Annotated in this window: 15 protein-coding genes and 1 tRNA gene; 6 read left to right on the top strand and 10 right to left on the bottom strand. The window is 75.4% G+C overall.

Annotation, left to right across the window (positions count from 1 at the left end; all coding sequences use genetic code 11):
* The 5 genes from ACA361_RS23370 to ACA361_RS23350 form a co-directional block, all read right to left on the bottom strand.
* Entirely contained in the window at positions 1-1,071 is a 1,071-nt protein-coding gene (locus tag ACA361_RS23370; protein ID WP_375014985.1) for an acyl-CoA dehydrogenase family protein, read from the bottom strand.
* Positions 1,068-2,261, bottom strand: coding sequence for an acyl-CoA dehydrogenase family protein (locus tag ACA361_RS23365; protein ID WP_375014983.1), 1,194 nt, complete (start codon positions 2,259-2,261; stop codon positions 1,068-1,070). Before ACA361_RS23365 ends, ACA361_RS23370 begins: the two co-directional genes overlap by 4 nt.
* 117 nt (positions 2,262-2,378) lie before the next feature.
* Positions 2,379-3,650, bottom strand: coding sequence for a M1 family metallopeptidase (locus ACA361_RS23360; protein WP_375014981.1), 1,272 nt, complete (start codon positions 3,648-3,650; stop codon positions 2,379-2,381).
* Between the two features lie 20 nt (positions 3,651-3,670).
* On the bottom strand, positions 3,671-7,573 hold the full coding sequence (locus ACA361_RS23355) for a Pls/PosA family non-ribosomal peptide synthetase (protein WP_375014979.1): 3,903 nt from the start codon (positions 7,571-7,573) through the stop codon (positions 3,671-3,673).
* A 115-nt stretch (positions 7,574-7,688) separates the two neighbouring features.
* The gene (locus ACA361_RS23350) at positions 7,689-9,050 is read right to left on the bottom strand and encodes a M20/M25/M40 family metallo-hydrolase (RefSeq protein ID WP_375014978.1); all 1,362 of its coding nucleotides are present in this window, start codon (positions 9,048-9,050) and stop codon (positions 7,689-7,691) included.
* 202 nt (positions 9,051-9,252) lie between these two features.
* Between ACA361_RS23350 and ACA361_RS23345 the strand changes: the two genes are divergently transcribed.
* On the top strand, positions 9,253-10,020 hold the full coding sequence (locus ACA361_RS23345) for an ABC transporter ATP-binding protein (protein ID WP_375014976.1): 768 nt from the start codon (positions 9,253-9,255) through the stop codon (positions 10,018-10,020).
* 4 nt (positions 10,021-10,024) lie between these two features.
* Here the strand turns inward: ACA361_RS23345 and ACA361_RS23340 are convergent, their stop codons facing one another.
* The 3 genes from ACA361_RS23340 to ACA361_RS23330 form a co-directional block, all read right to left on the bottom strand.
* Positions 10,025-11,737 carry an ankyrin repeat domain-containing protein gene (locus ACA361_RS23340; protein ID WP_375015511.1) on the bottom strand — a complete coding sequence of 571 codons (1,713 nt, stop codon included), beginning with the start codon at positions 11,735-11,737 and terminating at the stop codon, positions 10,025-10,027.
* Positions 11,738-11,784: 47 nt separating this feature from the next.
* Positions 11,785-11,856, bottom strand: a tRNA-OTHER gene (locus tag ACA361_RS23335).
* A gap of 64 nt (positions 11,857-11,920) precedes the next feature.
* Positions 11,921-15,121, bottom strand: a complete 3,201-nt coding sequence (locus tag ACA361_RS23330; RefSeq protein ID WP_375014974.1) for a carboxyl transferase domain-containing protein — start codon at positions 15,119-15,121, stop codon at positions 11,921-11,923.
* A gap of 151 nt (positions 15,122-15,272) precedes the next feature.
* On the opposite strand from ACA361_RS23330, the gene ACA361_RS23325 reads away from it, so the two are divergent.
* The 4 genes from ACA361_RS23325 (at position 15,273) to ACA361_RS23310 (ending at position 19,099) form a co-directional block, all read left to right on the top strand.
* Complete coding sequence (locus tag ACA361_RS23325) at positions 15,273-15,851, top strand: TetR/AcrR family transcriptional regulator (RefSeq protein WP_375014972.1); 579 nt, start codon at positions 15,273-15,275, stop codon at positions 15,849-15,851.
* 101 nt (positions 15,852-15,952) lie between these two features.
* Positions 15,953-17,287, top strand: a complete 1,335-nt coding sequence (locus tag ACA361_RS23320) for an RtcB family protein (protein WP_375014970.1) — start codon at positions 15,953-15,955, stop codon at positions 17,285-17,287.
* An 11-nt stretch (positions 17,288-17,298) separates the two neighbouring features.
* The gene (locus ACA361_RS23315; RefSeq protein WP_375014968.1) at positions 17,299-18,285 is read left to right on the top strand and encodes an MFS transporter; all 987 of its coding nucleotides are present in this window, start codon (positions 17,299-17,301) and stop codon (positions 18,283-18,285) included.
* A 73-nt stretch (positions 18,286-18,358) separates the two neighbouring features.
* Positions 18,359-19,099, top strand: coding sequence for a DUF4386 domain-containing protein (locus ACA361_RS23310; RefSeq protein WP_375014966.1), 741 nt, complete (start codon positions 18,359-18,361; stop codon positions 19,097-19,099).
* 18 nt (positions 19,100-19,117) lie between these two features.
* Here the strand turns inward: ACA361_RS23310 and ACA361_RS23305 are convergent, their stop codons facing one another.
* On the bottom strand, positions 19,118-19,693 hold the full coding sequence (locus ACA361_RS23305) for a dihydrofolate reductase family protein (protein WP_375014964.1): 576 nt from the start codon (positions 19,691-19,693) through the stop codon (positions 19,118-19,120).
* Positions 19,694-19,907: 214 nt separating this feature from the next.
* Here ACA361_RS23305 and ACA361_RS23300 point away from each other — a divergent pair, with 214 nt between their 5' ends.
* Positions 19,908-21,794 carry a bifunctional sugar phosphate isomerase/epimerase/4-hydroxyphenylpyruvate dioxygenase family protein gene (locus ACA361_RS23300; RefSeq protein WP_375014962.1) on the top strand — a complete coding sequence of 629 codons (1,887 nt, stop codon included), beginning with the start codon at positions 19,908-19,910 and terminating at the stop codon, positions 21,792-21,794.
* A 64-nt stretch (positions 21,795-21,858) separates the two neighbouring features.
* Here ACA361_RS23300 and ACA361_RS23295 read toward each other — a convergent pair whose 3' ends face one another.
* Positions 21,859-22,419, bottom strand: coding sequence for a CGNR zinc finger domain-containing protein (locus tag ACA361_RS23295; protein ID WP_375014960.1), 561 nt, complete (start codon positions 22,417-22,419; stop codon positions 21,859-21,861).
* Between the last annotated feature and the right edge of the window lies 1 nt (position 22,420).

Genomic DNA, 22,420 nt, shown 5'->3' with positions numbered 1-22,420 from the left:
TCAGGCCGGCGGCAGGTCGACCAGCCCGGCCAGGGCCGCGCGGTGCCGGTCGGGCGTGCCGAGCGACAGGGCGCTGCCCTTGGCCCGCTTCAGGAACAGATGCGCCGGGTGCTCCCAGGTGAAGCCGATCCCGCCGTGCATCTGGACGCAGTCCTCGGCGGCCTTGACCACGACGCCCGAGCAGTGCGACTTGGCGACCGCCACCGCCACCGGCGCGTCCGCGTCGCCGGCCGCGGTGCAGGCGGCGGCGTAGCGGGCCACCGCGCGGGCCTGCGCGATCGCGGTCCACAGGTCGGCGGCGCGGTGCTTGAGCGCCTGGTACGACCCCACCGGCCGGCCGAACTGGTACCGGTTCTTCACGTACTCCAGCGCGGTGTCCAGGCAGCGCTCGGCCAGCCCGAGCTGCTCGGAGGCCAGCAGCGCGGCGCCGGTGGCCAGCGCCTCCCGGACGGCGGCGTCCCCGTCGGCGATCCTGCGGGCGGGGGCGCCGGACAGCGCGACGTCGCACAGGCGCCGGGTCATGTCCAGGGAGGTCAGCGCGGTACGGCCGGCGTCGGCGGCGGTCACCGCGTAGAGCCCGTCCGCGGCGGGCACCAGCAGCACGTCGGCGGCCAGGCCGTCGGCGACGCCCGCGATCCCGCCGGTGAGCGCGCCGCCCTCGGCCCGCACGGCGGGGAGCGGGGCGTCCGGCGCGGTGCCCAGCGGCACCGCCAGCACCACGACCTTGTCGCCCGCGGCCGCCTCGGGCAGCAGCTCCCGGTCGCCGGCCGCCAGCAGCGCCGCGGTGCCGAGCACGGCCGCGCCGAGGAACGGCACCGGCGCCACGGCGCGGCCCAGCTCCTCCATGACCACGGCCGTCTCCCGCCACGAGGCGCCCCCGCCGCCCAGGTCCTCGGGGACGGGCAGCGCGGTCACGCCCATCTGGACGAGCGCGCGCCAGAGCGCCGCGTCGTACGGGTCGTCCTTCTCGGTGCCGGCGAGCACGTCGGTCCACGGGCACTTGTCGTCCAGGAGCCCCCGGACGCCGGCGCGCAGGTCGTTCTCGATCTCGCTGTACAGGAGGTCGTTCACTTGGGCAGGTCCTTCCACGCCACGTCCTTGTCGACCCGGATCTCGCCGGGCAGGCCCAGCACCCGCTCGGCGATGATGTTGCGCAGGATCTCGGAGGTGCCGCCCTCGATCGAGTTGCCCTTGGCGCGCAGGTAGCGGTAGCCGGGCGAGCGGCGGGTGAAGTCGACCTCGCTCGGCCGGCGCATCGTCCAGTCGTCGTAGTACAGGCCGTCCGCGCCGAGCATCTCCAGCTCCAGGCCGGAGATCTTCTGGTTCAGCTCGGCGAAGGTCAGCTTGGCGGCCGAGCCCTCCGGGCCGGGCGCGCCGGCGGCGAGGGACTGGCGCAGCCGGGCGCCGGTGAGCCGCGCGGCCTCGGCCTCCACCCACCGGTGCAGGAGCGCGTCGTGCAGCCCGGCGGTGCGGATCTCGGGACGGTCCCGCCACAGCTTCGCGACCACGCCGATCATGCCGCCCTCGCGCGGGGCGGCGGCGCCGCCGATGGCGACCCGCTCGTTCATCAGCGTGGTGGTGGAGACCCGCCAGCCGTCGCCGACCGCGCCGAGCCGGTGCTCGTCGGGGATCCGCACGTCGGTGAGGAAGACCTCGTTGAACTCGGCCTCACCGGTGATCTGCCGCAGCGGCCGCACCTCGACGCCGGGGGCGTGCATGTCGCAGACGAAGTACGTCATGCCCTTGTGCTTGGGCACGTCCGGATCGGTCCGGGTGACCAGCAGCGCCCAGCGCGCCTCGTGCGCCATGGACGTCCAGACCTTCTGGCCGTTGACGGTCCAGCCGTCGCCGTCGCGCACCGCGCGGGTGGCGAGGGCGGCCAGGTCGGATCCGGCGCCCGGCTCGCTGAACAGCTGGCACCAGATCTCCTCGCCCGTCCACAGCGGGCGCAGGAACCGCTTCTTCTGCTCCTCGGTGCCCACGGCCAGGACGGTCGGCGCGGCCATGCCGAGCCCGATGCCGTTGCGCTCGGGATGGTTGGACGGCGCGCCCGCCTTCGCGAACTGCCGGTCCACCGCGGGCTGGAGCTCGCGGGCCGCCCCGAGGCCGCCGAGGCCCTCGGGGTAGTGCACCCAGGCGAGTCCGGCGTCGAACCTGGCCCGCAGGAACTCCAGCGGCTCCAGGGCGGCCGGATCGTGGTCGGCGAGGAACTCCTCGACCCGCCTGCGCAGTGCTTCGGCGTCGGGCGGTGCTGTGCTCACAGGGCGAACCTCCGCTGCGGTGATGGCGACGTACCGACGACATACCAACTGGTCGGTATGTGCCTAGCCTAGGAACGCCGCGCGCGGCGCGTCAACGGTGCGGGCCGCCCGGGCGGGCTAGGGCAGGCGCGGGAGGGCGCCGCGGTGCAGCCAGGCGGTGAACAGGCCGTCCAGGGGGACCGGCGAGTGCTCCTGCGCGTGGCGGGCGAACGCGGCGGTCGTGACCGAGCCGTGGCGGTGCTCGCGGGTCCATTCGCGCAGCATCGGGAAGAACCGCTGGTCGCCCGTCGCGCGGCGCAGCGCGTGCAGGGCCAGCGCGCCGCGCTTGTAGACCCGGTCGTCGAAGACGCGGCGGACGCCGGGGTCGGCCAGCACCAGGTCCTGCGGCTGCCGGGCCAGCCGCGCGTGCCAGCGCAGCGCGTGCTCGTCGGCGGGATCGCCGCCGGAGAACTCCGACCACAGCCACTCGGCGTAGGTGGCGAAGCCCTCGTGCAGCCAGATGTCGCGCCAGTCGGCCAGCGTGAGGCTGTTGCCGAACCACTGGTGCGCCAGCTCGTGCGCGACGAGGCGCTCCTCGCCGCGGCCGCCGTCGGCGTGGTTGGTGCCGAAGATCGACATGCCCTGCGCCTCGACCGGGATCTCCAGCTCGTCGTCGGCGACGACGACCGTGTACGCCCCGAACGGGTACGGCCCGAACAGCCGGGCGAAGACGCCGATCATCTCGCCCTGCCGGCCGAAGTCGTGCCGGACCCGCTCCTCGGCGGCCGGCGGGAACACCAGCCGCTGCGGCACCGGGCCGGCGATCTCGATCCCGCGGTAGCGGCCGATCTGGACGCTGGCCAGGTACGGCGCCATCGGCTCGTCCTGCTCGTACACCCAGGTCGTGGTGGCGCCCGCGGAGCTCTTCCCGGCGAGCCGCCCGTTGGCCACGACGTGGTACCCCGAGGCGGTGGTGACGGAGATGCGGTACGGGGCCTTGTCCTGGACGCGGTCGTTGCACGGGAACCACGAGGCGGCGCCGGTCGGCTGCGCGGCGACCAGGGACCCGTCGGTGAGCTGCTCCCAGCCGAGCCCGCCCCACGGGCTGCGCAGCGGCCGCGGGTTGCCGGCGTAGCGGACCTCCAGCGTGCACGGGCCCGCGAGGGCCCGGCCGGGGGTGACGTGCAGCTTGTCGCGGCGCTGCCGGAACCGCGCCGGGCGGCCGTCCACCAGGACCCGGCCGATCCGGAACGGTCCCAGATCCAGCTCGACGCGGTCGAGCGGCCCGTTCGGGACGATGGACAGCACGGCCGTGCCCGCGAGGCGGTTGGGCCCGACCCGGTACTCCAGCGACAGGTCGTAGAAGGAGACCCGGTACGCGTCGCTGCCGCGCTCGGGGAAGTAGTTCACGCCCGGTCCGGTCCTCGCCCTCAGTCCGCGTCGCTCTCGTGGTCCGCGCCGCCGTCGCCGCCGCCGCCGTGCCGGTGGTGCCCGTCCCGCCGGGGCGTCCAGGCCGCGATCGGGTTGCCCAGCCAGCGGGTGCCGGCGGGCAGCTGCTCGCCGCGCGTCACCAGGGAGGCGGGTCCGACCGTGGCGCCGGCCCCCACCGTCGCGGCGGGGAGGACGACACCGTTCGAGCCTAGCGTCGCGCCGCGCTCCAGCACGACCGAATCGATGCTCATGATCCGGTCGTGGAACAGGTGGGTCTGCAGCACGCTGCCCTGGTTGACGGTGGCGCCGTCGCCGAGCCGTACCAGGTCGGTCTCGGGCAGCCAGTACGTCGCGCACCACACGCCGCGGCCGATGCGGGCGCCGAGCGTGCGCAGCCACGCGTTGAACGGCGCGGTGCCCAGCCACGGCTCGGCGAACCAGGGCGCGGCCAGCACCTCGACGAAGTTGTCGGCCAGCTCGTTGCGCCACACGAACGAGCTCCACAGGGGCCGCTCGCCGGCGGTGATGCGGCCGAGCAGCGCCCACTTGGCGGCGGTGGTGACGGCGGCGGCGAGCGCGCCCGCCCCCGCGAGCACGGCGCCGCCCAGCAGCACGGCGGTCCCGACGCCGTGCGCGGCGATCAGCCACTCCAGCGCCGCGGCGGCCAGGACGCCGACCGCGACCGTGCCCATCGCGGGCACGATCCGGGCGGCCTCCACGGCCGCGCGGGCGGCCTTGAGCCGGGGCGGCGGCCGGAAGGTGCGGGACTGGTCGCCCTCCTCGGCGGCGCGGTGCAGCCGCACGGGCGGCAGGCCCAGGTACGAGGCGCCCGCCTTGGCCTTCTTCGGGGCGGCCGACAGCACGCCGATCAGGCCGCCCTTGGGGACCTTGCGGCCGGGCCCGGCCATGCCGGAGTTGCCGAGGAACGCGCGCTTGCCGATGCGGGCGCGGGCGACCCGCATCCGGCCGCCGCCCAGCTCGTACGGCGCCACCATCGTGTCGTCGGCCAGGAACGCCCCGTCGGCGACCGAGGTCATCGTGGGGAGCGCGAGCACGGTCGACAGCTCCACGTCCCGGCCGACCCTCATGCCGAGGGCGCGCAGCCACGCGGGCGTCAGGATGCTGGCGTACAGCGGGAACAGCCAGACGCGCGCCATCCCCATCAGCCGGCTGGTGGCCCACGCCCGCCACGCCTGCCGGCCGTGGACGGGGTGGTCGCCCTCGCGCAGTCCGAGGCCGAGCAGCCGCACGCAGGCGAGCGTGACGGCCGCGAACGACAGCATGGCGGCGAGGGTGGCGGGCGGCACCGCCAGGAGCGCGGCGCGCAGGGCCTCGCCCAGCGTGGCGGTGCCGTCCAGGAAGGCGGCCAGCACGGCCAGCCCGGGCAGGGCGGTGAGCAGCGGCAGCGCGCTCAGCAGGAGCGCCGACGCGCCGTAGACGAACGACCAGCGGCGCCGGTGCGGCGGCCGCTCCCCCGGATACTGGCGGGCCTTGCCGCGCCGGACGGCCGGGGCGCCGGCCCAGCGCTGCCCGGCCGGGACCCGGCCGGTGACCGCGGCGCCCGGCGCGACCTGCGCGTTCTTCCCGATGCGCGCGCCGGGGAACAGGACCGCGCGGGCACCGACGGAGGCGCCGGCGCCGATCCGGACGCCGCCGACGTGCAGCAGGTCCCCGTCGAGCCAGTGCCCGCACAGGTCCACCTCGGGTTCGACGGCGGCGTTCCGCCCGATCCGCAGCATCCCGGTGACGGGCGGCGGCGAGTGCAAATCGACGCCCCGCTCGATCCGCGCGCCCAGCGCCCGGCCGTAGAGGGTGAACCAGGGCGCCCCGGACAGCTCGGCGGCGCCGAGCCGTACCGCGATCCGCTCGGCCGTCCACAGCCGCAGGTGGACGGCGCCGCCGCGCGGGTACGTGCCGGGCCGCAGCCCGCGCAGCAGCAGCCGCGCGGCGGCCGCCGACAGCGTCATGCGCCCGGCGGGCGTCACGAACAGCAGCCCGCCGGTCAGCACCCACCACCACGAGACCGCGGGCGCCCACGGGAGCCCGATCACGTTGTTGAACGCGGCGACGCCGACGGCCCAGCGCATCGCGCCGAGCGTGAGCAGCGGCGCCATCAGCAGGGTCTGCGCGAGCGCGGCCCGCCGGGGCAGCGGCCGGACCTCGCGTACGGGGGCCGCCTCGCCCGCCGCCTGCGGGTCGCCGAGGTGACCGGCGAGCGCGCGCAGCGTCGGGTACTCGTACACGTCGCCGACCGCAGCGGACGGGAAGCGCGGGCGCAGCGCGGACACCAGCCGGGCGGCGCCGAGGCTGCTGCCGCCGAGGGCGAAGAAATCGGCGCCGGGCCCGTCCGGCTCCGCGCCGAGGATCTCGGCCCAGCGCGCGGCCAGCCACTCCTCGGCCGCGGTCATCGGCTCTCCGCCGCCGTCCGCGCCGGCGTCCGGCAGCGGCCACGGGAGCGCGTCGCGGTCGACCTTCCCGGACGTGCGGGTCGGCAGCGTCCCGACGACCGCGAGCCGCGGGACGAGCGCGGCGGGCAGCGTCTCGCCGAGCCGCTCGCGGGCGGCGGCGCCGTCGTACCCGTCGCCCGCGACGACGTAGCCGATCAGCAGCCGGTGCCCGGCCGCGCTGGTCTTGACGGCCGCGGCGGCGCCGGTCACGCCGGGCAGCGCCTGGAGCGCGGCGTCCACCTCGCCCAGCTCGATCCGCCGCCCGCCGAGCTTGATCTGCTCGTCGGCGCGGCCGACGAACAGCAGCCCCTCCGGGTCGGCCACGACGAGGTCGCCGCTGCGGTACGCGCGGTCCCAGCCGAGCGCGGGCAGCGGCGCGTACTTCTCGGCGTCCTTCACCGGGTCGAGGTAGCGGGCCAGGCCGGCGCCGCCGATGACCAGCTCGCCGGTCGCGCCGTACCCGACGGGCTCGCCGGCGGCGTCGACGACGGCCAGGTCCCAGCCGTCCAGGGGCAGCCCGATGCGAACGGGACCGGCGCCGCCGAGCGGGGCGGCGCAGGCGACGACGGTCGCCTCGGTGGGGCCGTAGGTGTTCCACACCTGCCGGCCGGGGACGGCGAGGCGGGCGGCCAGCTCGGGCGGGCACGCCTCGCCGCCGAAGATCAGCAGCCGGATCCCGGCGAGCGTCTCCACCGGCCACAGCGCGGCCAGCGTCGGGACGGTCGACACGACCGTGATGCCCCGTTCCGCGAGCCAGGGGCCGAGGTCCATCCCGGTGCGCACGAGCGCGCGCGGCGCGGGCACCAGGCAGGCGCCGTTGCGCCAGGCCAGCCACATCTCCTCGCAGGAGGCGTCGAACGCCACCGACAGGCCCGCGAGCACGCGGTCCTCCGGGGTCGCGGGGAACAGCCGGGCCTCGGCGTCCACGAACGCGGCGGCGGCGCGGTGGGTGACGGCCACGCCCTTGGGGCGGCCGGTCGAGCCGGAGGTGAAGATGATCCAGGCGTCGTCGTCCAGGCCGGGGCGTCCCGGGAGCCCGCGCGGCGGCCGGTGGTGGACGATCTCGCGGCCCGCGCCGATGACGGCGCAGACCTCCGCCTCGCCGAAGACCAGCGCGGCCCGCTCCTCGGGGTCGTCGGCGTCCACCGGCACGTACGCGGCGCCGGCGGTCAGCACCCCGAGGATCGCCACGTACAGGTCGAGGGTGCCGGACGGCACGCGGACGCCGACGCGGTCGCCGCGCCCGATCCCGGCCTGCTCCAGCTCCTTGGCCAGGCGCCCGGCCTCGGCGCGCAGCCCGTCGTAGTCGAGCCGGGCCGCGCCGTCGTCGAGGGCGGGCGCGTACGGATGTCGGAACGCGGTCGCGTCGAGGACGTCGAGCAGGGTGCGCGGCGGCGGCGCGCCCCCGGGCGTACGGAAGACCGCGCGCTCGGCGGCGGCCGTGAGTGGCTGCAAACTCTCCCCCGGAGTCCAGAGGGCGCTTTCGGCGCGCCGCGAACGCGACACTTTACTCGGTGCGCCGGAATGCGCCGGATCTCCGGGGGAGAGTCCCAGGTCAGGGAGTCGCCGCCTACTTGCGGCGGGCCACGTCGTACGCGGCGCAGCCGATCAGCTCCAGCGACACCTGGAGGCGCTGGAGGCTGATGTTCTTCCTGATGGTGTCCTCGGGCGTGTGGTAGATCGGCTCCAGCTGGCTGGGCGCCTCGCCGCCGCGCCAGCTGAAGTTGCCCGCCGCGATGCCGCGCTCGAAGAACGCCTCGTGGTCGCTGGAGCCGCGGGCCGTGGGCCCCTCGGTCTGGTCGACGTAGCCGAGCCGCTCGGCGGCGGCGTTGACGGCGGCCGTGGTGGTGTTGTCGGCGCCGTCCACCGACAGCAGCCAGTACGTGCCCGCCGGCGGGTGGCTGGTGGCGACCATGTCGTTCTGGAAGCAGCCGGTGATCTGCGCGACGCCGGCCTCGCTGAGGCCCTTCACGTAGTGGCGGGCGCCGATCAGGCCGTACTCCTCCGAGCCCCACAGGCAGATCCGCAGGTCCTGCTGGGTGGGCAGGCGCCGCAGCGCGCGCGCCAGCTCCAGGCAGAGCACGGTGCCGCTGCCGTCGTCGTTGGCGCCGGGCGAGCCGGGGACGCTGTCGTAGTGGGCGCTGATGATGACGGCCTTGCGCTGCGGGTTCGGCAGCGTGGCCCGCCGCTCGGCGAGCACGTTGTACGAGGTCAGCCCGGAGTGGTGGGTGACCTTGAACGACAGCCGCCGGACGCCGCCGCGGATCTCCGCGCCGTGGTACTCGGCGAGGCCGAGCACCGGGATCGCCGCGGGCTCCTTCAGCGCCGGGGCGAACGAGGCGGCCTTGCGCTCCGGGTAGGTGGTGGACCGCACGTTGGCGATCAGCACCGCCTTGGCGCCCTTGGCCGCCGCGGCCTTGACCTGCTCGGTCTCCTTGCCGGCGACGCGGTCGAACAGGACGAGCCTGCCCTCGACGGCGGCGGTGATCTCGGTGACCGCGCCCACGTCCACCGCCTCGCCCTCGACGGCGGCGACGGCGGCCTGCGGGGAGGCGCTGCACTGCCAGTGCACGCCGCCCCTGGCGCGGATCTCGGCCAGGTACTTGTCGGCCACCGGGAACGGCTGCAGTTCCACCTTGTAGCCGAGGTCGCGCAGCTCCCGGGCGATGTAGCGGGCGGCGCGGTGCTCGGACTCGGTCCCGGCGATGCGCCAGCCGATCTCGTCGCTGAGCACCTTCAGGTGCTTCAGCGCGCGGCGGGCGTCGACGCGGGCGACGACGGCCTTGTCGCCGGTGCCCAGCGCGGGCGGCCGCGCGGCGCCGGGCCGCTGCCGGGTCGCGGCGGCGGCGGTGCCGGGCAGCAGGCCGACGGCCGCGAACCCGGCCAGGGCGGCGGCCCCGGCGAGCACGTCGCGGCGTTCAACCTTGGACATGGGAGCTCCTCAGGGATGTGGGATGGGCCCCGTTATCGCCGCGAATGTATGAATTCCCCAGATGTCCGACAAGATGCAGGAACCGCACGCAACCGAACCGTGATCAACTTGCTCCGCAGTCGATGGGGAAGCGTTGATCGCGCGGGGCCGCGCCAGTACAGTGAGGCGCTCAGGTGATCTGGATCACACCCGAGGAGCCGCGATGCCCGACGCCCAGGAGGCCGCCGGCGAAGGGCTCCTGGCGTCCGGCGTCACCTGCGCTCCGCTGGACGGGGTCACCCTCGCCGCGCCGCCCGGCACGGTCACCGGCCTCATCGGGCCCGCCGGCTCCGGCAAGACCGCGCTGCTGGACGTGATCTCCGGGCTGCGCCGGTCCGCGGCCGGCACGCTGCTGCTGGACGGCGCCGACCTCGCCGGCCGGCCCGCGCACGCCCGCGCCCGCCTCGGCGTCGCCCGCACGTTCCAGCGGCCCCAGGCGTTCCGGACGCTGACCGTGCGCGAGAACGTCCGGCTCGCCGCCGAGGCGCACGCCCTGACGCGCCCGGTCGCGGGCCGCGGCGCGCGCGACCGGCTGCGGCGCCGCCGGGAGGCGCTGCGCGCCTGCGGCGACACCGCCGACGCCCTGCTCGCCCGCACCGGCATCGCCCGCCACGCGGGCGACCTGCCCGCCCACCTGCCGCCCGGGGCCGTCCGGCTCATGGAGCTGGCGCGCGCCCTCGCCACCCGCCCCCGGCTGCTGCTGCTCGACGAGCCGTCGGCGGACCTGGCCGTACGGGAGTCGCGCGCGCTGGAGGTCCTGATCCGCGACCTGGCCGCCGAGGGGCTGGCCGTCGTGCTCGCCGCACGCGACCTGGAGCAGGTCATGGGCGTCTGCGACGAGCTGTACGTGCTGCGCGCCGGGCGCATGGTCGCCTCCGGCCCGCCGTTCCAGGTCCGCGCCGACACCAGGCTCGCTCGGGAGGCTCCGTGAAGGCTCAGTAGTCCTCGAGATCGGGATGCTCGGCGAACACCCGCTCCTTGAGCCAGCCGAGGTCCCGGCGGCCGGCGCGGTCGATGAGCCGGGGCAGCGTCGTCTCCTCGTCGTCGAGCAGGTCGATGCGGGCGCCGGCGTCGACCAGCGCGCGGACCAGCTCCTCCGGGCCGTCCATCTCCACGGCCCGGTGCAGCGGCGTGCGCGGCAGCTCCCTGCTCCATTCGCTCGTGGCCACGGCCTCGATGTCGAGCCCCGCCGCCAGCAGCCGCGATAGCAGCGGCTCCGGCTCGGGCAGCAGCGCCAGCACGTGCAGCAGCGTGCGCCCGTGCTCGTCGCGAACGCGCGGATCGAGCCCGAGGTCGAGCATCCGCATCACGCCGCCGGCGTCGCCGTGGTGAAAGCGGTCGAACAGGTCCCGGCGCAGGTCGCGCCACTTCTTCGGCAGCCGGCCCCGGCCGGTCGTCCACGCCCGCTCGGCGGCGAAGCAACCGCCCGGCTCGCCGCCGAGGGCGATGAGTGCCGCCTCGCGGTCGCGCTCGCGCGCGGTGTGCGGGATCTCCAGGACGCCGTCCCGGAAGGCCGCCTCGTGCCACTCCCCGCCGCACCGCACGCGCACGGACGTGGGCACCACCGGGTCCGGCGGCCCGGACGGCGTGCCGCTCGGCACCGGGAACGCCGGGAACAGCGCGTCGCGGACGAGCGGGTGCAGGGCCTCGGGCGGCATGGCGCCGGCACGGAGCAGGTCCAGGTCGGGCGGCCGCCGCCAGGCCGCGTCGGGGAGCACCGGGACGTCCGCGCCCTGTCCCTGCATCCACTCCCAGTAGTGGTCAGGCTCGGCGAGCTCGACCCGCAGCCGCTCGCCGTCGTGGTCCAGCACGAGGATGGACTGCACCGTCCACGGGACCTGGAACCGGCCGCCGCCCAGCCGCCGGATCTCCGGCTCCAGCCGGGTCAGCGCCAGTGGCATCCGGGCGAGCTGGTCGTACGGCCCGAACGGCCGGTGCGCGCCGTCCCCGCCGCCCGGCGGGGCCAGGTCGACGCCGGCGGCGGCGAAGGCCTCGTCGATCGCGCCGCGCTCGTGCAGCAGGGTGGCCCACTCGGTGCGGGCGACCGGGTCGTCCGGCCCCGGGTCGGCTGCGGGCAGCTCTCCCGCGGCCAGCGGGGTGCCGTCCGGGTGGAAGAACGGCGCGCGGCCGGCGTCGCCGCCGCAGCGCTCGCGCAGCTCGCCGGTGCGGCGGTCGTCCCAGAGGTGCCGGGCCCGCGTCCACGGCTGGACGACATGGCGCCAGAAGCCGATGTGCGGGAAGTCGGTGCAGATGAACGGCTGCTCGCGCGGCCGGGGGTCGCCGAAGCGCAGCGTCATCCGCTGCGGGCCGTTGATCAGCCAGGGCGGGGTGGCCGCGTACAGCGTGTCCATGCCGTACTCGGCCAGCACCAGCCGGTGGTCGGGCGCCAGCGTGGTCCGGCCCCGCACCCGCGGCGCGTGCCAGCGGAGCAGGTCCGGGACGAGGTGGCGCAGGTCGTCCTCGACCCGGTCGGCGATCTCGGTGTCGCGGCGCCGCGCGATCTCGGCCAGGTCCAGCCGGACGTCGATCGCGGCGGCGGCGCAGGCGCCGCGCCAGTCGCCGGCCGCGCGGCGCTCGGCCGACCGCTCGATCATCGCGCGCGGGACGGCGTACCGCCGGATCCGCCGCAGCCGCGCGACCTCGCTCACCTGCGGCAACGACGCTCCCCCGGTCCGGCGGCATGGAAGATGAGGGGTAGGACCGGTCGGATTCGAACCGACGTCCTCCAGCCCGCTGCAAGGCGCGACGACCTCTGCGCTACGGCCCTACCGCCGGGAATCCTAGCGATCTTCCACACTCGGTCCGTCGATATCCGTCGAATTCGCAATATCTCACCAGGTGTCGATCCAGCGGCGCGGCGCCCGCTCCCCCTCCCCCGGGTCCGGCGCGCCGGCGAGGACCGTCGTGATCCAGCGGCGGGTGTCGGCCGGGTCGATGACGTCGTCCAGCTCGAACACCGAGGCGGCGTTGAGCGCCTTGCCGTGCTCGTACGCGGCCGCCACCATCTCCTCGAACATCGCCCGCGGGTCCTCGGCCGCCGCCAGCTCCTTGCGGTAGCCGAGCCGCACCGCGCCCTCCAGGCCCATGCCGCCGATCTCCCCGGTCGGCCAGGCCAGCGTGGCCAGCGGCGTCCGGAAGCTGCCGCCCGCCATCGCCTGGGCGCCCAGGCCGTACCCCTTGCGCAGCACGACCGTGACGAGCGGCACCCGCAGGTTCGCGCCGGTGACGAACATCCGGCTGAAGTGCCGGACGGTCGCGGTCCGCTCGGCGTCCGGGCCGACCATGAAGCCTGGGGTGTCGCACAGCGAAACGACCGGGAGGCCGTGGGCGTCGCACAGCTGGAGGAACCGGGCGGCCTTGTCGGCCGCGTCGCGGTCGATGGCGCCGCCCAGATGGCCCGGATCGTTCGCGATCAGGCCCATCGGGCGGCCCTCGATCCGGACCAGCGCGGTGACGATCCCGACCCCGAACCCGCGCCGCAGCTCCAGCACCGAGCCGGTGTCGGCCAGCCCCTCGACGGCGCGGCGGACGTCGTACGCGCGCAGCCGGTTCTCGGGGACGACATGGCGCAGCAGCCGCTGGTCGGCGCACTCCCAGTCGGGCGCGGGCCCCTGGAAGTACGACAGGTAGCGCTTGGCGACGGCGACCGCCGCGGCCTCGTCCTCCACCACCACGTCGATGACGCCGTTGGGCTCCTGGTCGCGGACCGGCCCGATCTCCTCGGGCCGGAACACGCCCAGCCCGCCGCCCTCGATCATCGCCGGCCCGCCCATCCCGATGTTGGCGTCGCGGGTGGCGATGATGACGTCGCAGCAGCCGAGCAGCGCCGCGTTCCCGGCGAAGCACCGCCCGGCGGCGATCCCGACCGACGGGACGAGCCCGCTGAGCCGCCCCATGGCGTGGAACGAGGTGACGTCCAGCCCGGAGACGGTGGTGGTGTCGGTGTCGCCGGGCCGCCCGCCGCCGCCCTCCGCGAACAGCACCACCGGCAGCCGGCGGCGCTCGGCCAGCTCCAGCATCCGGTCGGTCTTGCGGTGGTTGAGATGGCCCTGCGTGCCGGCGAGGACGGTGTAGTCGTACGACATCACCACCGCCCGGCCGCCGTTGACCTCCCCGATCCCGCAGACCAGGCCGTCCGCCGGGGTGCGGGCGACCAGGTCCTCCACGGTGCGGCGGCGGCGCTGGGCGGCGATGACGAGGGCGCCGTACTCGTGGAAGGTGCCCGGGTCGCACAGGTCGCCGATGTTCTCGCGGGCGGTGCGGTGGCCCCGGGCGTGCCGCTTGGCCACGGCCTCGGGACGGGCCGCGTCCAGCCCGGTCGCGTGCCGCGCGCGCACCTCGGCCAGGTCGGCGCGGATCTCGTCCAGGTCGGCCCGCGCCTCCTCGCCGGCGTCGGCGCCGCCGACGTCGGCGGGTTCGAGGAACAGCACGGGCGCGCCGTCGGCCACGGTGTCCCCGGGCGCGGCGGCGACCCGCCGGACGATCCCGGCCGCTCCGGCGCGGACGACGTGCTCCATCTTCATCGCCTCGAGGATCAGGACCGGCACGCCGGCGCCCACCGCGTCCCCTTCGGCGACGTCCACGCTGACGACCGTGCCCTGCATGGGCGCGGCCACCGGGACCGTGCCGGCGGGCGCGGCGGCGTCCGTCCCGGCGGCCCCGGGTTCGGGCTCGGGCAGGGCCGCAACGATCCCGGGCAGGTGCTCGGCCAGGAAACCGGTGTCGAACGCGGCGCCGGTGAAGGCGGGATGCCGCAGGACGCCCAGGAGGAGCGGGACGTTCGTCTCGACCCCGGCGATCTCGAACTCCTCCAGCGCGCCGGCCGCCCGCGCCACCGCCGCCGCGAAGTCCCCGGCGCGGCCGACGACCTTGGCCAGCAGCGGGTCGTAGCGCGCGCCGACCTCGTACCCGGCGTGCCCGTGGGTGTCGACCCGCACGCCCGGCCCGGCGGGCGGCGTGAACGCGGTCAGCGTCCCCGACCGGGGCCGCGGCGTCCCGGCGGCGTCCACGCGCTCGGTGTTGACCCGCGCCTGCACCGCGCACGCCCGCGGGAACGGCGGCGGCCCTTCCAGCCCCACGTCGGCCAGCCGGGCGCCGTACGCCAGCCGGATCTGCGCGGCGACCAGGTCGGTCCCGGTGACCTCCTCGGTGACCGTGTGCTCGACCTGGAGCCGGGGGTTCACCTCCAGGAACCAGAACTCCTCCCCCGCCACCAGGAACTCGACCGTGCCGAGGCCCTCGTAGCGGACCCGGGAGCCGATCCGTACCGCCGCGTCGATCAGGGCCGCGCGCGTCTCCGCGGCGAGCGCGGGCGCCGGGGCGATCTCGACCAGCTTCTGGTTGCGGCGCTGGACGCTGCAGTCGCGGTCCCACAGGTGCGTGACGGCGCCCGTCCCGTCCCCGGCGACCTGCACCTCGACGTGCCGGGCCCGCGGGACGAGCCGCTCCACGTAGAGGCCGCCGTCGCCGAACGCGGCGAGCGCCTCCGAGCGGCACCGCTCGTACGCCTCGTCCAGCTCGGCGGGGGTCGCGACGGCGCGCATGCCGCGGCCGCCGCCGCCCGCGATGGCCTTCAGCATCACCGGGCCGTGCTCGGCGAGGAACGCGCGCGCCTCGGCGAGCGCCGTCGGGCCGGTGGTCCCGGGCGGCACCGGCACGCCCGCCTCGCGCGCCAGCTCCCGCGCCCGGGACTTGTCGCCGAACAGCTCCAGCAGTTCCGGGCGCGGGCCGACGAAGGTGATCCCGGCGCCGGCGCAGCGGGCGGCGAAGGCGGCGTTCTCGCTGAGGAAGCCGTACCCGGGATGGATCGCGGTGGCGCCGGCGTCCTTGGCCGCGGCGAGGATCGCGTCGCCGTCCAGGTAGCCCGCCACGCCCTCGCCGGGCAGCTCCCGCACCTGGGCGGCGCGCCGCAGTCCCGGGAACGGCGGGTCGTCGCGGGTCCGGACCGCGATCACCGGCAGGTCCAGCTCGCGCGCCGCCCGCAGGATCCGCAGCGCGATCTCGCCGCGGTTGGCCACCAGGATTCCGGACACCGGCCCTCCTCGCCTCGCCTCTCGCCCCATTCCCTACCATCCCGCCGCCTTCCCGGCGCGGACCGGGGCGGGAGGATAATGGCGGGGGCGGCTTGACAGCCGTCCCTGACGCGTGAGGACATGCCTTCAGCCGATCACCGGAGGAGCACCGATGAGCACCCCGCGCCCCTCGACCCGCGACGCGCTGCTGGACGCCGCGGCCGAGCAGCTGGTCAGGCGCGGCTACCGGGGCGTGCGCATGCAGGACGTCGCCGCGGCCGCGGGCGTGAGCCGGCAGACGGTGTACAACGAGTTCGGCGACAAGTGGGGGCTCGCGCAGGCCGTGGTCCTGCGCGACAACGAGCGCTACCTGGACGACATCGACCGGATCCTGTCCGAGCACGACGACCTGTTCGCCGCCGTCGAGGCGGCGGTGCTGTTCACGCTGGAGACCTCGGCCGACGACCCGATCAAGAAGGTGGTGCTCACCGGCGCCGGCGGCGACGAGCTGCTCCCGCTCCTGACCACGCGGGCCGACCCGGTCCTGTTCACCGCCAGCGCCCGCCTCACCGAGCACGCGCTGGAGCAGTGGCCCTGGATGGAGCGCGCGGAGGTCAGCGAGATCGCCGACGCGGCGATCCGGCTGACGATGAGCCACATCATGCTGCCGTCCGAGCCGCCCGAGCGCGTCGCACGGTTCGTCGCGCACATGGTCACCCGTTATCTGGGCGGCGCGCCGGGCGAGATCTGATAGTTTCGCCCTCACCTCGCGGCTGCTGAACCGGAGGCCCGCGGCGGGTTCCGCCCCGCCCTCTACTCGCCATGCCCCTCAGCAGCCACGAAGGACCCTTCTTGAACCACGCACGCCAGGACCACCGGCTCGAACGGCTCGACGACCGCTGGCTCCGCCTTCCCAACCCCCACGGCGTCCCCGTCGAGATCTGCGCCGGCCCGGACGTCCCGCTCGAACCGGCCGCCGTGGACGAGGTGCTCGCCGTCCTGGAGACCGCCCGCACGCTGGAGCGGCTCGCCGAGGCCCGGAACCACGACGGCCCCGCGCCCCGCATCACCCGGGTCGCCCTGACCCCCGACTTCCACAAGGGCGCCGGCATCCCGATCGGCACCGTCATCGAGACCGAGGGCGCCCTGCTCCCCCAGGCCGTCGGCAACGACGTCAACTGCGGCATGCGGCTGGAGGTCACCTCGCTGGACGCCGCCGCCGTCCGGCCCCGCCTGGACGCCCTCGAACGCCGGCTCCGGCACCTGTTCTTCGAGGGCGGCCGCCGGATCGCGCTCACGCCCGCGCAGCGCGAGGCGCTGCTGCGCGACGGGCTGCCGGGCCTGCTGCTCACCGGCGACTCCTCCGGCTGGCCCGGGGTCTCCGCCGCCGACGCCGACGACAGCGTCGACCGCATGCACGTCCCGGGCCTGCCGGTACCGACCGCCGAGGCGTTCGCCGACTGGGTCGGCAGCGCGGGCGGCGCGTCCGGGCGGGCCACCGCCGACGGCGTCATCGGCGGGATCGGCGGCGGCAACCACTTCGTCGAGCTCCAGTACGTCGAGCGCGTCCACGACGCCGCGGCCGCCCACGCCTGGGGGCTGTTCCCCGGCACCGTGGTGACGATGGCGCACAGCGGCTCGCTGGCGCTCGGCCACCAGGCCAACGGCACCGCGCTGGACCGGCTGCGGGCGGGCTGGCCCGCCGGCCTCCCCCGGCCGCGGAACGGGATCCTGCCGTTCCTCCTGGACGGGCGCTCCGAGGCCGGCCGCCGCCGCTACCTGGAGGCGTTCGGCAACGCCGCCAACTTCGCCACCGGGAACCGCTTCTTCCTGTCGCTGACGATGCGCGCCGGGCTCGCCGCCGAGTGCGGGACCCTGGACGCGCGGCTCCTGTACGACGCCCCGCACAACCTGTTCTGGCAGGACGGGGACCGGGTCGTCCACCGCAAGGGCGCCGCCCCGGCCCGCGGGCACTCCGAGGGCGGCCCGTACGCGATGTGGGGCGAGCCGGTGATCGTCCCGGGTTCGATGGGCGCGTCCAGCTTCGTCCTGAGCGGCCACGGCAACCCGCGCACCCTGTCCAGCGCCTGCCACGGCGCGGGCCGCCGCGTCCCCCGCGGCGCCGCGGCGCGGGCCGGCGACGCCGACCTCGACGCCTGGCCATCCTGCTGCTGCAGCGCACGCTGAAGCTGCCCACCGTGCGCCGCGAAGTGAAGATCGACTTCCTGGGCGCGTTCCTGATCGTCGCGGGCGTCTGCACGCTGCTCATCTGGGTCTCGCTGGCCGGCGTCGAGTTCGACTGGGCCTCCTGGCAGACCGCCGCCCTGACCGCCGGCGGCGTGGTCCTGCTGGCCGCCGCCGTCCTCGTCGAGTCGCGGGTGCCCGAGCCGGTCATCCCGCTGGACATCTTCCGCAACCGCACCGTGGCGCTGACGACCATCGCCAGCCTGCTGGTCGGCCTCGCGATGTTCGGCGGCACCGTCTTCCTCTCGCAGTACTTCCAGGTCTCCCTGGGCAAGTCGGCGACGGCCGCCGGGCTGATGAGCCTGCCCATGATCGCGGGCCTGCTGGTCTCGTCCACGGTCGCCGGGCAGCTCATCAGCGCGACCGGCAGGTGGAAGGTCTACCTCGTCGCGGGCGCCGTCTTCATGACCGCGGGCCTCGGGATGCTGTCCACGATCGGCTCCGACACGCACTTCGGCCTGCTCAGCGTCTACATGGCGGTGCTGGGCGTCGGCGTCGGCCTGCTGATGCAGAACCTGGTGCTGGCCGCGCAGAACGACGTCCCGGCCGCCGAGCTGGGCGCCGCGACCTCGGTGCTGTCCTTCTTCCGCAGCATGGGCGGCACCATCGGCACCAGCGTGCTCGGCGCGATCCTGGCCAACCGCGTCACCGCCGAGATCACCAAGAGCCTGCGGGACGCCGGCGCGCCCGCCGGCGGCCAGGCCGCCGGCCACGGCGTCCCCGACATGACGGCCCTTCCCGCCCCGATGCGGGCCATCGTGGAGCACGCCTACGGGGTCGCCACCGCCGACCTCTTCCTCGTCGCCACGCCGTTCGCGCTGCTCGTCCTGGTCATCGTCCCGTTCATCAAGGAGAAGCCGCTGAAGACCACCAGCGGCATGGAGCGGCTCGCCGACGAGTCCGGCCGCGCGGAGGTCCGGACCGCGGACCGGTCCGACTGACAGCGCCCGTTCCGCGTGGTTCCCTACGACTGTCCCGGCGACCGGGCGCGGGCGGAACCGATGGGAGAACCACGTGGACGCGATCAGATCCCAGGCGCCGGAGACGCCGGCGGCCGCTCAGCGGACCGCCAGGGCGGCCGGCGCCTGGTTCGTCCTCACCTTCGCCTTCTCGATCCCGGCGGTGCTGCTGTACGACCCGGTCCTCAACGACGCGGACTACATCGCGGGAGCGGGCGCCGACACGCGGGTGCGGCTCGGCGCCCTCCTGGAGATCCTGACCGCCGTCGCGAACATCGCCACCGCCGTCGTGCTGTTCCCGATCCTGAAGCGGCAGAGCGAGAGCGTCGCCCTCGGCTACGTCGCCCTGCGGATCGTCGAGTCGACCGTCATCGTGCTGGGGATCGCCGCCGTGCTCGCCGTCGTGGCGCTGCGGCAGGACCTGGCGGCCGGCGCCGACGCCGACGCCGCCCTGATCGGGCAGGCGCTGGTGGCGCTCAAGGACCAGACGTTCCTGCTCGGCCCCGCCTTCTGCGCCGGCTTCGGCAACGGGCTGCTGCTGGGCTACCTGATGTACCGGTCGGGCCTCGTCCCGCGCCCCATGGCGCTGATCGGGCTCGTCGGCGGCCCCGCCGCCTGCGCCACCGCGGCCGCCGTCCTGTTCGGCGCCTACGGGCAGCAGTCCGCGGTGAACCTCCTGTTCACGGCCCCGGAGATCGTCTGGGAGGCGTCCCTGGGCATCTGGCTGCTCACCAAGGGCTTCCGCCCCGTTCCCCTCATCACGGGAGCGCCCCCCGGAGCCGCGCAGGATCGCTGAGGTACGGCGCGGGCCCGCCTATCGCACCACGTCGTAGACGAGCTTCGCGACGCCGTTGGAGTAGGTGGCGGACTCCCTGAGCCGCAGTTTCGTCTCGTCCCGGTCCTCGCGGCCGAAGATGCTCTTCCCGGCTCCCAGCAGCACGGGGAACACGAGCAGGTTGTACCGGTCGATCAGGTCCGCGCCGGCCAGGCGCCGGGCCAGTTCGGCGCTGCCGTGGATGAAGATCGGTCCGCCCTCCTCCCGCTTGAGCGCCGCGACGTCCTCGACCGAGCGCAGGATCGTGATCGGGCCCCAGCCGCCGGCCAGGTCGTCGTCCTTGAGCGTGGTGGACACGACGTACTTGGGGAGGTCCTTGTAGGCCGCGTGGTCCTCGGATCCGGGCCAGATCGGCGCGAACGCCTCGTAGCTGCGGCGCCCGAACATCAGGGCCGTGGTCTCGGCCAGTTCCTCGCCCTTGAGCGAGTACGCCTCCGGCACGAACTCGGTGCGCATCACCCAGCCGCCGCTGCGGTGGCCCTCGACCTCCCCTCCGGGGGAGTCCACCACGCCGTCGAGCGACATGAATCCGGTGTAGACCAGCTCTCGCGTCATCGTTCTTCCTTCCGGGGTGATCTGTCCCGCGGCCGGGCGGAGGGGCCGGCTTCCGCCGATCCGTCCTCCCGCCGTGGCGGGCCGTGCTGGAACCACTGTGGCGGCAGGCCCTTACGGTTTCCTTAAGTCTCCCGAGCACGGCACCGTAACCGCCCCCGGCGGGCGGCTAAGCTAACGTACTAGTTCGTCCATTGCTGGGGAGGGATCCGGTCCCATGCGCAGGTCCATCGCCACCGTCTCGCTCAGCGGCTCGCTGGCCGACAAGCTCACCGCGATCGCCGCGGCCGGGTTCGACGGCCTCGAGCTGTTCGAGAACGACCTGATCACCAGCCCGCTCAGCCCGGAGCAGGTGCGGGAACGGGCCGCCGACCTGGGGCTGGGCATCGATCTGTACCAGCCGCTGCGCGACTTCGAGGCGGTGCCGCCCGGCCCGCTGGCCCGCAACCTGCGGCGCGCCGAGCACAAGTTCGCGGTCATGGAACGCCTGGGCGCCACCTGCCTGCTGGTGTGCTCCAGCGTGTCACCCGACGCGGTCGACGACGACGACCTGGCCGCCGAGCAGCTGCACGCCCTGGCCGAACGCGCCGCCGGCCACGGGATCCGGATCGCCTACGAGGCCCTGGCCTGGGGCCGGCACGTCAACGACTACCGGCACGCCTGGCGGATCGTCCGCGCCGCCGGCCACCCCAACCTGGGAGTCTGCCTGGACAGCTTCCACATCCTGGCGCGCGGCAGCGACCCGTACCCCATCGAGACCATCCCGGCCGAGAAGATCTTCTTCCTCCAGCTCGCCGACGCGCCGCGGCTGCCGATGGACGTCCTGTACTGGAGCCGCCACTACCGCTGCTTCCCCGGCCAGGGCGACTTCGACCTGGCCGGCTTCACCGCCCGCGCGCTCCGCACCGGCTACGCCGGGCCGCTGTCGCTGGAGGTGTTCAACGACGTCTTCCGCCAGGCCGCCGCGATGCGCACCGCCCAGGACGCCATGCGCTCCCTCATCGCCCTGCAGGAGGCCGTCGGCGAACGACTCGGCCCCACCATTCCCCCAGCAACCACTCCCCCAGCAACCACTCCCCCGGTGACCGTTCCCAAGGTGCCCGCTCCGGTCGTCCCCACCGGGTTCGCCTTCGCCGAACTCGCCACCCCGCACACCGCGGACCTGGGCCGCCTGCTGACCGCGCTCGGCTTCGCCCGCACCGGCGTCCACGCGCACAAGCCCGTCGAGCTGTGGGAGCAGAACCAGGCCCGCGTCCTGCTCAACACCGGCACCGCCGAAAGCCCCGACGGCCCCGTCCTGGCCGCCATCGGCCTGGAGTCCCCCGACCCGGCCGCCGCCGCCCAGCGCGCCGAAGCGCTGCTGGCCCCCGTCCTGCCGCGGCTGCGCGACCCCGACGACGCGCCGCTGGACGCCGTCGCCGCCCCCGACGGCACCGAGCTGTTCTTCTGCCGCACCGCCCAGCACCCCGGCTGGACCGACGACTTCACCCTGGACCGGCGCGCCGCCCCCGGCGGCGAGATCACCCACCTCGACCATGTGGCGCTGGCCCAGCCCTGGCACCACTTCGACGAAGCCTCGCTGTTCTACCGCAGCGTGCTGGGCCTGCGCCCGCACCAGAGCCTGGAGCTGCCCGACCCCTACGGCCTGATGCGCAGCCGGGCCGTCTCCACCGGGGACGGCCGGGTCCGCATCGCCCTGAACGTCGCCTACGTCGGAGCGCACGACAGCGCCGCGCCCGAGGCCGCCTCCCAGCACATCGCGCTGGCCAGCACCGACATCGTCGCCACCGCCCGCCGCCTGCGCGAGGCCGGAGCCGCGCGGCTGGCCATCCCCGGCAACTACTACGACGACCTGGAGGCGCGGTACGACCTGGGCGCCGACCGCCACCGCCTGCTGCGCGAACTCGGCCTGCTCTACGACCGCGACGAGCACGGCGAGTTCCTGCACTTCTACACCGCCACCACCGGCCGCGTCTTCCTCGAGATCGTCCAGCGCATCGGCGGCTACCGCGGCTACGGCGCCCCCAACGCCCCCGTCCGCCTCGCCGCCCAGCACACCCACCGGGACGGCCGTGCGGAGAGCGGCAGGGCACGGTCCTCCTAGAAGGACTGGAAGGAGTGGCCGTCCCGCCGCCGGCCTGATCTCCCGATCATCAGCGCACGGCGCGTCAGCCGGTCTTGCGGCGCCGGTAGTGGCGGGCGACGCGGGCGCGGTTGCCGCAGCGGGCGGCCGAGCACCAGCGGCGGCGCGGGTGCGCGGGCAGGAACAGCAGGGTGCAGTCGCCGGCCTCGCACTGGCGGATCCGGGTGACCGCGGGGTCGGCGAGGAGGCCGGCGGCGGCCTCGGCGAGCCGGGCGGCGAGCCGTGCCGCGGCCGTGCCGGTACGGCGGCGCTCGGCGGTGACCGCCGAGCCGTTCCAGACCAGTTCGCTGATGGCGGGCGCCGCGCGCTGGGCGTCGTTGAGCGCCTCCAGGTCGGCTTGAGCCGGGGGTTCGCCGCGGCGGGCGCGTTCCAGGGCCCCGGCCGTGTGCTCGCGCACGGCGCGTACCGCGGTGAGGGCGTCGGTACCGGGGTCGGCGGCCTCCCGCGCGCCCTCCAGCCGTCCGGCCTGCAGTTCCAGCCAGGCGGCCAGGTCGCCGGGGGCGGTCAGCAGGTCACCGGCGGCCGTGCGGGTGTTGACCAGGTCCAGGGCCAGGTGCTCGCCGGTCAGCGGGACGAGATCACTCATG

Origin of the sequence: Actinomadura sp. 21ATH, assembly GCF_041951345.1 — a bacterium.
Lineage (GTDB): Bacteria > Actinomycetota > Actinomycetes > Streptosporangiales > Streptosporangiaceae > Spirillospora.
Note: the sequence above shows the minus strand (reverse complement) of the source record. Positions and strands in the feature narration are given on the sequence as shown.

Bases quoted from the DNA above. Each gene is read 5' to 3' on its own strand.
- ACA361_RS23305 (WP_375014964.1), bottom strand. From the start codon at position 19,693: ATGACGCGAGAGCTGGTCTACACCGGATTCATGTCGCTCGACGGCGTG.
- ACA361_RS23325 (WP_375014972.1), top strand. From the start codon at position 15,273: ATGAGCACCCCGCGCCCCTCGACCCGCGACGCGCTGCTGGACGCCGCG.
- ACA361_RS23345 (WP_375014976.1), top strand. From the start codon at position 9,253: ATGCCCGACGCCCAGGAGGCCGCCGGCGAAGGGCTCCTGGCGTCCGGC.
- ACA361_RS23350 (WP_375014978.1), bottom strand. From the start codon at position 9,050: ATGTCCAAGGTTGAACGCCGCGACGTGCTCGCCGGGGCCGCCGCCCTG.
- ACA361_RS23295 (WP_375014960.1), bottom strand. From the start codon at position 22,419: ATGAGTGATCTCGTCCCGCTGACCGGCGAGCACCTGGCCCTGGACCTG.
- ACA361_RS23300 (WP_375014962.1), top strand. From the start codon at position 19,908: ATGCGCAGGTCCATCGCCACCGTCTCGCTCAGCGGCTCGCTGGCCGAC.